Genomic DNA, 11,383 nt, shown 5'->3' with positions numbered 1-11,383 from the left:
CTTTAATCCCTCTTAATATGTAGGTCTCACCGCACTGTTTGCAAACGATACGTACTTTTATACGCAAAAAAAGACACCTCTCTCCTCTCTGGAATTCCTTACTAGGAACTGCCCTTCGAATATAAGTGTGTCCATCTCGATTATAGGTTAACCTCTTCTTCACGTTTCAGAAAGCGGAAAGGAGAACGGCTGTTGGCCCTAGCTACCTTTCCCATACCTCCATACCATAGGATAGCCATCAGAGGCACAATAAACCATATCCAATAGTTAGCTGTCGTACTCAAAATAAAGTCATATATCCCATGCCACATCCATGGCAACAGTAGCGAAAAAACCAGAATTCTCCGGGTCTTAACACCTTTTGAGAACTTCGCCCTCCCCATATGGTAGCCCATGATCACACCAAACATAGCGTGTCCAGAAACCGGAAGAAGTGCTCTCAGAAACATTGATCCGATTGAAGCGTTGCTATACCAAGCGTACATTACATTTTCTATTGTTGCGAAGCCGAGCGAAATCGCCACAGCGTATAGTATCCCATCATATGGCTCGTCAAATTCGGTATGATTGTAAATCATATGGTAAAGCACAAACCACTTTAGACATTCTTCCACGCCAGCGGATATGAGAAACGACTCCACATACGGACCGCCATTTAGTCCCAGCATCAGCCCTCTCTGAATGATCATGACAGGAAACACAATCAGAAGGCCGAGCAAGAATACTTTAATGACTACATGAAGCGGTTCTTGATCATACTTGTCTTTCAGATAAAAAAAGGTCAACAGAGCAAGTCCCGGCGCCACTGCCGACGAAATAACCGATAACACGAGCACCGAATAACCTCCCTACACCCCTAAACCCTATTACTGCCGTTACACAGCAAGGTAGATGATAACTTTGATACAAGAATGACCGACATATCACCAACAACAAGACTAGGGCTGATCGGCCTAAACAATGGTCATCAGCCCCTAGATCTTGCCTAATTACTCCTGACGCTTAAAATGAGTGCACAATAACTGGACCGCATTCTCCGGCATCACTGTTTTCCCATATTCATCGAGAACAGCTTCTGTGACCGGTGAGGAATCTCCAAACTCAGCTAGTACGCCAACAAGACCTGACAACGCCGTTTCTTCAAATTCCTTTGGATCGAAATACAGATACCATTTATTGTTATAAGAATACAGTTTCCCCTGGGAAGTAATATTACCGATGAGCACATGGGCCGCTTCAACCAGAACCTCGAAATCGCGGAATGCATATACAATGGAGTCGCTTTGTTCAAGAGTAACTTCCATTTCATAAATCTCTTCTGGCAATTCTTCTTCCCCGGACGCACCGTACTGATGGTGATCATATTTTCCTCGGGTCACTATAACGACCATACCTTGCGCGGGCAATGCGAAAACTTCTACGGCAAGCGGACCCGTGGCATCAAAACCTAGTTCACTATATGCTTGATCCATCATCTCCGTAAACAGGTCATGAACCTTAGGAACTTCCTGCCACATGTCTTCCTTCTGGATGCCCCGCTCGCTCAGGTCGTCAAAAGTGAGGAAAATCCGTATCTTATCTTGACTTAATCGCTCTATTCTCATGACAGGATCCTCCTTTTGCAAGCTCATTTATTATAATGTATGATGAGTCCCGAGTAATGAGCCAAAAATGGTTACTATGTAAGTATGTTATCATTTTGCCGAGATAAATGCACGTAAATAAATATATAAAATCCTCTCTATTGAATAAACCATTTTCAGAGCCCTGAATAATAAAAAAGAATCATTCTGCGGAATATTTCATCCCCAAAATGATTCTGATGGAGTCCTTTACGGTTACAATCCCGGTATGGTTGTATGCGTTTCTTTAAGAATCTGCTCTACTTCGCTCTTCACTTCAGGATTGCTGCGAATGAATTCCTTTAACAATTTAAGATTGGATTCCTTCGACTTCACTGGTGATTCAGTCTTATGCTCAGTGGTTCCGCTACTTGAACCGTTACTTTGAGCATTACTGCTTGAAACAGCAGTGTTACCAAAACCAGTCGTGGCCATACCGATTATTTTTTCTTTTGCTTTATCTGCAGCTCCACTCATGGAACCACCCGATTGCCCTAGCGAAGACATTAAAGAATTCCGCTTTTTGGACATAATCATACTGGCTGCGGCGCCCATCAGCACCCCGCATAAAAATGACGAAGTATTCATATTTCCAGCCTCCTTGTATGGTAAAATCATGTTTAGTGTTCGCGGAAAGATTCCGGCTCATACAACCTAATAACAAGAAAGCGAGTTGAAAAAAGTGGGTAAAATGACATCAGTGCTCCTATTGGCTACCTTGTTGCTTACTGCCTGTGGCAACAGCGGTGCAAATGGAAATACAGCTAAGGAAACAAATGCCTCAAACAATCCGCCCACGGCGGCAGCTACACAAAGCGCAGAAACTACGGCGCCATCACCTGAAGCAACAGCCAGTCCTACCCCTGAAGCAACAGCAGATGGAGGTACTACAGGAAATAGTACAGCCAGTAAGGGCGAAGCATCCGCTGAAATTCCACTGCTGTACCATATGAACAAAAATTACGATATCGTCCCTAATGAGGAAGCTACAAATAAAAAAGTGGTTTTGCTCACCTTTGACGACGGTCCTAAAGATGCGGCAATGATTAACCCTTTGATGGATGTTCTGGACAAACATCAAGCTAAAGCCATCTTTTTCGTGAATGGTTATCGTGTTAAGGAGCATCCTGAGCTTCTGGAGTTAATACATAACCGCGGTGGAATTATCGGCAACCACAGCTGGGATCATATTGTATTGAAAGACAAGTCCTATACTGAGGTTAAAAAGCAAATCGAAGATGTTCAAAATATTGTCAAAGAAACGCTGGGAGAAGCTCCTCACTTTTTCCGTCCGCCACATGGTGCTGGCGGGGATGTTGGCAAGAAGGTCGCTGCCGAGAATGGAATGTTATACATGACCTGGTCTGTAGGCTCTCTTGACTGGGAAATGAAAGAAAAAGAAACGGGTAAGACAGAAAAATTGATCAGCAATGTTACCGATCAGCTGCATTCTGGCAGTAATATCCTGATGCATGAGCTACCATGGACCGTTGAAGGTCTGGATACCCTGCTCACTACACTTGAGGGCAAAGGATATAGCTTTGTTGATCCGCGCAGCATTGAGCTAAAAATGCGTTGATCTCATTATCCGTACATGTCCGATAATTGCTTCGTCAGTGCAAATGTTTCAAATCAAACGAAAAATAGAAGGGGGTTCCAAAAGTGATATGCTCCCCATATAGTAGACAGGTGAAATAATAAAAACCTGTCGCTGTATGGGGAGCATTTTTATGGAACAAAAGAAGTATACAGCACTGGAAAAGTTAACGATTCTCCAAGAAATTGAACGGGGCGACATTGGTTTGAAAGCTGCGGCCCGGAAGTATGGAATATCCAAAAACTCTATAGTGAAGTGGCGGCAACGTTATCAATTGTATGGATACGAAGGGCTGGAAGTCCGAAGCTACAATCGTACGTATTCTGCAGAACTTAAACTCTATGCCGTTAAGGATTATCTCGAGGGAGGATTGTCGCAAAACCAAATCATCTGCAAGTATAAGATTGCAAGTGCAACCCAACTCGCCAACTGGATTAGGAAGTATAATGGTCATAGCAACAGCTTAACAGCTCATTCAGGAGGAACTAAAGCTATGACCAAAGGACGCGTAACCACTTGGCAGGAACGGATAAATATCGTGCTGTACTGCCTTTCGAACGGAGAAGACTATGCGAAGGCGGCAAGCCATTTTCACGTGTCTTACCAACAAGTATATAGCTGGGTAAAGAAGTACGAAGCAGGTGGTGAAGAGGCATTACGAGACGGTAGAGGACGCACCAAAGCGCCTGAAGAACTTACGGAAGCAGATCGCCACAAACTCGCGATGCAAAAGCTGGAATACGAGAATGCACGCCTGCGTGCGGAGAATGCTTTTCTAAAAAAGTTAGAGGAACTCGAAAAGAGGAGGCGTTAAGAACCATTCGCCAGGTGAATATCTACCTGGCCATTCAGGCTGTTCAGCAGGAACAGTCTTGCTCCATTCGGCTTTTGTGTGACATCGCAGGGATTTCACGGTCAAGTTATTACAAATGGTTGAATCGCAAACCCAGTTTTCGAGAGGCTGACAACGAGAAACTGACAGAGGCCATGCTCCTCTTGTATGAGAAGGTGGAACGAACCTTTGGGTATCGCCAATTGACCCTGCATTTGCGCAGACAAATGGATAAATCTATTAACGCAAAGCGAGTGTACCGGCTGATGAGATGCCAAGGTATCCAGTCAGTCATCCGCAGAAAGAGAAAGAAGTATGTAGGCTCCACGCCTCAGCAGGTTGCAGAGAATGTGCTGAACCGTAATTTTGAGGCTGAAGCTCCAAACCAAAAATGGGTAACGGATGTAACGGAATTCAAATACGGCAACGGCAAGAAGGCGTATTTAAGTGCAATAAAAGATCTGTATGACAAGTCCATTGTTGCTTACGTTCTGGGTCATTCCAATAATAATTCGCTAGTTTTTAACACACTGGAATTAGCTTTGCAGGCAGCACCGGAGAGCCGAACCTTACTCCATAGTGACCGTGGTTTCCAGTATACCTCTCTGCATTTTAAGAAGATGCTGGACGATGCAGAACTGAAGCAAAGCATGTCCCGAGTAGGCTGCTGCATTGACAATTCGCCGATGGAATCCTTCTGGGGAACATTGAAATGTGAGAAGTACTACTTACATACCTACCAGACCTTTGAAGAACTCCAAACAGATATTGATACCTACATTCACTTTTATAATAACGAACGGTTACAGGCAAAACTAAACGGCCTCAGTCCCATTGAATTTAGGACTAAGGCCGCTTAAACTACTTTTATTTTTTGTGCTGTCTACTTGACGGGGTGCAGTTCAAAGCCATTTGCATGGCTTTGGACCCCCCTTTTTTTACGCTACCTATTTTTCTTACTGGAAAGAGTAAGCACTATTGGGTTGATTTACGCAGTGTCAGCACATGCATTTCAGCAGGACTACCCCAGCGAATTGGCAGATGTGCTGTTCCAAACCCTCTGCTGATCAGCAGCAGCGCATTTTTTGCAGAACCGTCACCTCTTGGCCAACTAAACTTTCCAGCGTCATATTTATGATAGAAATGCTCAACATGTCTTTGACCCACAAACGGAAGGATCACCTGGCCCCCATGCGTATGACCTGCCAGAATCAGGTCCGCTGGCACACTTTGGCGCTTGGATAACCAAAGCGGATCATGTACAAGAATTATACGACAGGTATCTTCAGCAGAAGTGTTTGTGGTTAATTGCGGAAAAGGACGGTATGGAGTTTTGCCCCCATTTTTCGGAAAATCAATTCCGGTTAACCAAAGTTTAGCTCCCTCACGTTCAAAAGCCACATTTTCATCCATTAACAGTTTTGCACCACTGTCCTGAATAATCTCATCCACCCTTGTAATATTAGCCCGATAATCATGATTTCCATGCACTACATAGGTAGATGCAATAGAAGTAACTAGAGTCATATTATCGACAAGACGATTTAAAGGGCTATCTTTTTCCGTTAGATCTCCTCCCAGAAAGACAACATCTACTCCACCCTTTAATGGCATCAGAAGCGCGGACGGAAGGCGGCGGCGATGGATATCTGTTATAAACAAGATACGAAATCCATCGAACTCTTCAGGTAGCGAATCTAGCATTATTTCCTCGGTAATAATTCTGTTTCTAAACGCGTTGATCACCATGATTATAACAACAGCCGCAGCTATCAATAGAATGGCCAAGACCACTCCCCATGCCCATGTACTCACCATAATGTACTCAGCGGAGGCGCTCCTTCAATTCCCCACCAAAGCAGCCCTATTAGCAAAATAACAAAGATAAAAATCAAAGAGTTCACAAACATCTTGCTTAGACGAACTTTTTCTGAAGAATAAGTATCTGAACGAGAAGGAACAGATTCTTCGTCCTTCTCTTTACTTCCTGTGGAAGAGCGCTTTGCAGAACCTGCTGGGCGGCGAGCTTTTCTTGATAAAGTTGCCGTAGAGACCCGAGCGGTAGCATTTTTCTTTATAGGAGTAGACTTCTTTTCAGGAGTAGCCTTTTTTACAGCCTCCGAAGTCCGCTTCTCTTTTTTACTTTTGCCAGGATGTTTGCTTTCACTTTTGTGTTGTTTTTGTCGAGACTTTACCCGGCTTAATTCCTCACTCATGATTCCCTCCTATAGCGGATCACCAGACCTGAGATCAGGTCGATGAAGAAGTGACATAGTATAGGGGCCCAGAGGCTGCCCGATTGAATGTAAATATATCCAAGACCATAACTGCTTAAGAACACCCAGCCGGTAGGTACAAAGTGACGTAAATAACGGACATGAATAAGAGCAAATACTATACTCGTCCAATAAGGGCCAATGGAATATTGGATGGCACCGCGGAATAAGAGCTCCTCACATACCGATACAATTGCTGCTATGACGATAATATGCCACACAGGGCGATTTCGAAATAAAAGGTCGTTTATTCCACCATCATCCATGCTTTCCTCAGGGACAATATGTGTCAATAAATAGTCAACAATTAGCATTGCAGCAGCAAGTCCGAGGCCCCATGCCACAAAATGTACTTTTTCTGGAATAATTAATAGTTGAAAAGGATTTCTTTTCTGAAATAATATCCATATCAAACCGATAATTAATGTGAGCCCCTGAGTGATATAGAGATTGAGCAGCAGAAGACGGTCTGTCAACTGGCCTGGTTCTACCTTTTTAACCTTAATCTCGCCAAATTTGAATTTTTTCATCGTGACCTGCCTGTTCTTTATTTTTTTCGGGCAGCTCCGAGAGAGAAACCGTCCATAGTGTTGCTATCAATACATAATACATAGGATAATCCCCCCAGAAAAAGGAGCATTTATTATGAGCAAACGTAAGTCCCGCAATCAAATGTTATACACGCTAGTTTTTTTGTTTTTCCTAGTTTGCGCCTTCGCCGCATTTTTTACTGGCGTCAAGGTTGGCGCAGACAAAACTGAAGCCAAATATGACAATCAATCAAGTATGAATGGTTTAGTAGAATTCACGGGCTCTTATCAACAGCAGGATCTGGTTACTTTCTATCATAACGTATTTTTGCCCTATCGGGAATTCAAGCGAAATTGGAACATTCAAGTAGATAAGTTAGCGCGCAGCACAGACGCTCGTATGAATGCGGCAGTAATGAAGAATCTAAGTATTCTAGCAGACCAGCAATATGAGAGAGTTAATCAAGATTCTATTTTCACTAACTCTCCTCTATTACATCAGTCACAGGTCAATGTGCTCAAAAGCTTAACTTTATTTTCTAAGGCCTCCGGCAAAGTCTCTACTAATGCATCTGGTGCAGAGACCGCAAAGTTATTGAAAAATGATGAATTTACAACTGGCGCCGTGAAGTACGGTCTGTTAGCACAAAAGAACTTCTATGATTCTATGCTAAAATGGGGCTCTAAGACAAACCAGAAAATACCTTCTGCACCTGGCGAACTAAAAACGATGTCTTTCATTCAGTGGAAAAAAATGCCCCTTCTTTTGAAGAATGCTTCTATCGCTGACATGATGTTGAATCGCGGAATTTTTGCAGGTTATGATCCTCAGGACATCACTGCTAAAATAGACGATATGATTTACTCAGGCACTGCAAACTCATTAAATCTTTCGGATATCCAGTCCTCAGTAACCTTGTTGATTTCTACAGGTGCTGTGCAGGAACAGGATTTTGTAAAATGGCGGGAACAGTATTATAACAGGGAGACACTTCCACAGCTTCCGTTCTTTTTTGAATAGAACCAGTTATTGAATCATAACGAAAAATGAAGTTCACTTCAAGAAACGCTACTTGTAAAGCCTATTGACACAACTTGCATACCGTGTTACATTATGAAAAAATTAATCATTCAAAACCGATGATGGAACAAAGATCCTGGAAGTCTTCAGAGAGCCGGTGGTTGGTGCAAACCGGTGACGAACAGCTATCTTTAGCGCTCCTGAGATATTGTATCGAACCTTAAAGTAGGTACAATCGGATCAACTCCGTTAACAGTGTGGCCTATGCAGGCCAATGAGGCTGCTTCTTCCAAGTTGCAGTGAATTAGGGTGGTACCACGAAGATAACTCTCGTCCCTTACTACGGCAGTAGTATGGGGTTGGGAGTTTTTTTAATTCCCTAATCCCCCATAAATACTACCTTATGCCCAAAGTTACCGATTTCGCGGTACTCTTGCACGCTGTTTCTTTTGTGCGACACCGCGTTGATCTACTATTATTACATGTTTTTCTCTACTAGTTCGTGAACCTTCTGGTATTGTGGACAGTCCATCAGGGCGTCCTCGACATATAAAGCTTTTCAACTTTAAGGGGGATAAGAAACCATGTTTAAAGTATTAGTATCGGATCCAATCAGTGATTTGGGCATTCAGCAATTGATGGACGCAACAGATGTAGTTGTAGACAAAAAAACAGGTCTCAGTGAAGATGAGCTCGTTGCAATTATCGGTGAATATGATGGTCTACTCGTCCGCAGTCAAACTACAGTAACTGAAAAAATTATCGAAGCTGGAAAAAACTTAAAGGTCATTGGTCGTGCAGGTGTGGGTGTAGATAATATCAAGCTGGAAGCTGCTACTCAACGTGGGGTTGTTGTTATCAACGCTCCTGATGGAAATACCATTACAACTTGTGAGCATGCTTTTGCAATGATGATGGCACTGGCCCGTCACATTCCACAAGCTTATGCAAAAACAATTGGTGGAACCTGGGATAGAAAAACCTTCGTGGGTGTAGAGCTTCGCGGCAAAACTTTAGGTGTACTGGGAATGGGCAGAATCGGTAGCGAAGTGGCTAAACGTGCCAAAGCTTTCGGCATGGAAATCCTTGCTTTTGATCCTTTCTTAACTGCTGAGCGTGCTGAGAAACTGGAAGTAAAATTAGCTTCCGTTGACGATGTAGTCCGCGGAGCAGACTTCATTACTGTACACACTCCACTTACACCGGAAACACGCCATATGATTTCCCGCCCGCAATTTGAAGTGATGAAAAAGGGAATGCGCATCATCAACTGTGCCCGTGGTGGTGTAATTGATGAAATGGCGTTAGTAGAAGCTATTGATAGCGGTATTGTTGCTGGCGCTGCATTTGACGTATTCGAAAAAGAGCCGCCACAAGCAGATCACCCATTCTTGTCGCATCCAAAAATTATCGTGACTCCTCACTTGGGCGCTTCTACAATTGAAGCTCAGGAGAATGTAGCGATCGATGTATCGGAACAAGTACTGCATATTCTGCGTAATGAACCGTTCATCAATGCTGTAAATATTCCTCCAGTTGCTCCAAGCGTAATGAACAAACTCCAGCCTTACTTCACACTTGGTGAGAAGCTGGGCAGCTTTGTTACCCAAATTACAGATAGTGCTATTCGTGAAATCCATGTTGAGTATGCGGGTGATCTGTCAGATGTCGATACCCAACCACTTACTCGCTATATTGTGAAAGGCGTGCTCTCCCGCCACTTCGCTGAGGATGTTAACATCGTTAACTCCATGCACTTGGCAAAAACACGCGACGTTAATGTAGTAATAACTAAAGCTTCCAAAACTAAAGGGTTCACTAATCTGATTACCGTGACCCTTAAAACAGATCACGACCAAGAACGTCTCGTAGCCGGAACATTGCTGCAAGGTTATGGAGAAAGAATTGTTCAAGTGAACAAGTTCCCAGTTGATATCGCTCCTGAAGGACATCAAATCGTCGTATCCCATAACGACAAACCAGGGATTATCGGACTTGTGGGCACATTGCTGGGTGAAAATGATGTCAATATCGCCTCCATGCAAGTGGGACGTAAAATCGTTGGTGGCGAAGCAATCATGCTGCTGACCGTTGATAAAGCTGTACCTACTCATGTGCTTGTGAAGCTTGCTGGCCTGCCAGAAATCAACACTGCCGAAGAAATCATTCTTCTGTAAGCAATAAGATAGAAATCAAACAACAGAGCAGCGACTCTCCCCTTATAGGAGTTTCGCTGCTTTTGTTGTTGATCGTCGACCTATTTCGGCTTCATTTACAACACCGAATCGAGTTCCCCTGGAGACTTACGGACCCAGATGGCCTTATAAGCAATAACTTCACCTTTGAAGCAGTGTTTCGGACTCCAGTGCCGCTATTCCTCAAAAAGAGAGCTAAATCAGGTGTTTTGCCTATCAATAGCGTCTATGGGGACCGATAGCGTCCTAAATATACGAAAATGCTGCATTTAAGATCAGCTCTGTCCTTTACTGCTTCGTACACAGAAATGGGATCAAACAGATCAAGTTTGCTGTTTAGACTAAGAATGCGGGAACAGTCCTCCCATCGATGTCGGTAAATCCATACTTTTCAGCGAGCTTAGCAACCTGCTGCGGTTGACCGGTCATAGACATAACCTCAGGATCGGTTGCGAGAGCAGCGGCTGCCCTACCGATATAGGTTGTGGATTCAGTCATCTGCAATTCTTCAACCTCATGCCAATGCTCCTCATCCGTGTTCATGCTCTCCAACACCGCCTCTGTCCTCATCCAGCCCGGAGTAAGAGGAATAACTGCAATGTTGTCCTCTTTAAGCTCAATCGATAACCCGTAGGCCATGCGCACAAGTGTATTTTTAGAAAGATCATAATAGAAGTTTCCGAGATATTTGTAATGATCCCAAAAGGTTGTGTGGATGATTAGACCGCCAGCTTTTGCCTCGCGCATTAAAGGTATTGCGTAATAATTTGTTACCAACTGTGCCCTCACACCCGCATTAAACATATTGTCCCAATGCGCTGTAGGAAGCTCCCAAAAAGACTTCTGCTCAATAGGCAAGTCATTCCCGCCCCATACATTATTGACTAAAATATCAAGCCGCCCTTGCTCTGAAGCAATCTGGCGAATGACTGCCTCTGTCTCCTGATCTTTTGTATGATCACATCGTATGGCGCTGCCGGACCCTCCCTCTGCTTTTATTTCCCTAAGTACGTTATCAATGCTCCGCTTGCTTTGCCCTGTGCCAGAGGCCTCTGTCGTTCTGCCCGTAATATAAACGAATGCACCTTTCCTTGCCAGCTCCAATGCAATTCCTCTACCAGCACCTCTGCTGCCTCCGGTGACCAATGCTACTTTTCCTTTTAAAGTCATGTTCTCAATCCTTTCTACATTTGTTTTTCTCTAAATGTTCTATATTTAATCCTTACCTTATATAAGTATAATTCTTTAATATGACATCAACTGACATATATAATATAATAATTAATTAAGAACTGACTAACATTTATAAG

Annotated in this window: 11 protein-coding genes and 1 other annotated feature; of the genes, 4 read left to right on the top strand and 7 right to left on the bottom strand. The window is 43.5% G+C overall.

Annotated features, from left to right (window positions below; genetic code table 11):
• Positions 1-140: 140 nt before the first annotated feature.
• The 3 genes from prsW to MKY63_RS20445 form a co-directional block, all read right to left on the bottom strand.
• Positions 141-836: a glutamic-type intramembrane protease PrsW gene (prsW, locus tag MKY63_RS20455; RefSeq protein WP_038572438.1), complete on the bottom strand. Its 696-nt coding sequence runs from the start codon at positions 834-836 to the stop codon at positions 141-143.
• A gap of 153 nt (positions 837-989) precedes the next feature.
• Complete coding sequence (locus tag MKY63_RS20450; protein ID WP_036676203.1) at positions 990-1,604, bottom strand: genetic competence negative regulator; 615 nt, start codon at positions 1,602-1,604, stop codon at positions 990-992.
• Between the two features lie 234 nt (positions 1,605-1,838).
• The gene (locus MKY63_RS20445) at positions 1,839-2,210 is read right to left on the bottom strand and encodes a hypothetical protein (RefSeq protein ID WP_036676200.1); all 372 of its coding nucleotides are present in this window, start codon (positions 2,208-2,210) and stop codon (positions 1,839-1,841) included.
• 94 nt (positions 2,211-2,304) lie between these two features.
• On the opposite strand from MKY63_RS20445, the gene MKY63_RS20440 reads away from it, so the two are divergent.
• Together MKY63_RS20440 and MKY63_RS20435 are read left to right on the top strand one after the other, a co-directional pair.
• Positions 2,305-3,201: a polysaccharide deacetylase family protein gene (locus tag MKY63_RS20440; RefSeq protein ID WP_076101548.1), complete on the top strand. Its 897-nt coding sequence runs from the start codon at positions 2,305-2,307 to the stop codon at positions 3,199-3,201.
• A gap of 151 nt (positions 3,202-3,352) precedes the next feature.
• Positions 3,353-4,911, top strand: a protein-coding gene (locus tag MKY63_RS20435; protein WP_094903917.1) for an IS3 family transposase whose coding sequence is annotated in 2 segments (ribosomal slippage) — positions 3,353-3,986 and positions 3,986-4,911 — 1,560 coding nt in all. Because the reading frame shifts where the segments join, the coding sequence is not laid out codon by codon here.
• 115 nt (positions 4,912-5,026) lie between these two features.
• On the opposite strand, the gene MKY63_RS20430 is transcribed toward MKY63_RS20435, so the two are convergent.
• Genes MKY63_RS20430 through MKY63_RS20420 form a run of 3 tightly spaced genes read right to left on the bottom strand, consistent with a single transcriptional unit; the run spans position 5,027 to position 6,857 of the window.
• Positions 5,027-5,869 carry a metallophosphoesterase gene (locus tag MKY63_RS20430; protein ID WP_052097190.1) on the bottom strand — a complete coding sequence of 281 codons (843 nt, stop codon included), beginning with the start codon at positions 5,867-5,869 and terminating at the stop codon, positions 5,027-5,029.
• Positions 5,863-6,267 carry a hypothetical protein gene (locus MKY63_RS20425; RefSeq protein ID WP_038572439.1) on the bottom strand — a complete coding sequence of 135 codons (405 nt, stop codon included), beginning with the start codon at positions 6,265-6,267 and terminating at the stop codon, positions 5,863-5,865. The genes MKY63_RS20430 and MKY63_RS20425 overlap by 7 nt, the downstream gene beginning before the upstream one ends.
• Positions 6,264-6,857, bottom strand: coding sequence for a CPBP family intramembrane glutamic endopeptidase (locus MKY63_RS20420; RefSeq protein WP_036676197.1), 594 nt, complete (start codon positions 6,855-6,857; stop codon positions 6,264-6,266). The genes MKY63_RS20425 and MKY63_RS20420 overlap by 4 nt, the downstream gene beginning before the upstream one ends.
• 115 nt (positions 6,858-6,972) lie before the next feature.
• Between MKY63_RS20420 and MKY63_RS20415 the strand changes: the two genes are divergently transcribed.
• Positions 6,973-7,878 (top strand): hypothetical protein, encoded by a 906-nt coding sequence (locus MKY63_RS20415; RefSeq protein ID WP_339809728.1) that lies wholly within the window; start codon positions 6,973-6,975, stop codon positions 7,876-7,878.
• Positions 7,879-7,988: 110 nt separating this feature from the next.
• Positions 7,989-8,219 (top strand) — a binding site (T-box leader).
• 243 nt (positions 8,220-8,462) lie between these two features.
• The gene (gene serA / locus MKY63_RS20410) at positions 8,463-10,055 is read left to right on the top strand and encodes a phosphoglycerate dehydrogenase (RefSeq protein WP_036676193.1); all 1,593 of its coding nucleotides are present in this window, start codon (positions 8,463-8,465) and stop codon (positions 10,053-10,055) included.
• Positions 10,056-10,409: 354 nt separating this feature from the next.
• On the opposite strand, the gene MKY63_RS20405 is transcribed toward serA, so the two are convergent.
• On the bottom strand, positions 10,410-11,243 hold the full coding sequence (locus MKY63_RS20405; RefSeq protein ID WP_076274147.1) for an SDR family NAD(P)-dependent oxidoreductase: 834 nt from the start codon (positions 11,241-11,243) through the stop codon (positions 10,410-10,412).
• Between the last annotated feature and the right edge of the window lie 140 nt (positions 11,244-11,383).

The sequence above is a fragment of the Paenibacillus sp. FSL R7-0189 genome, assembly GCF_037969925.1.
Classification (GTDB): Bacteria; Bacillota; Bacilli; order Paenibacillales; family Paenibacillaceae; genus Paenibacillus_AQ; species Paenibacillus_AQ odorifer.
This window is presented reverse-complemented; position numbering and strand designations above follow the sequence as displayed.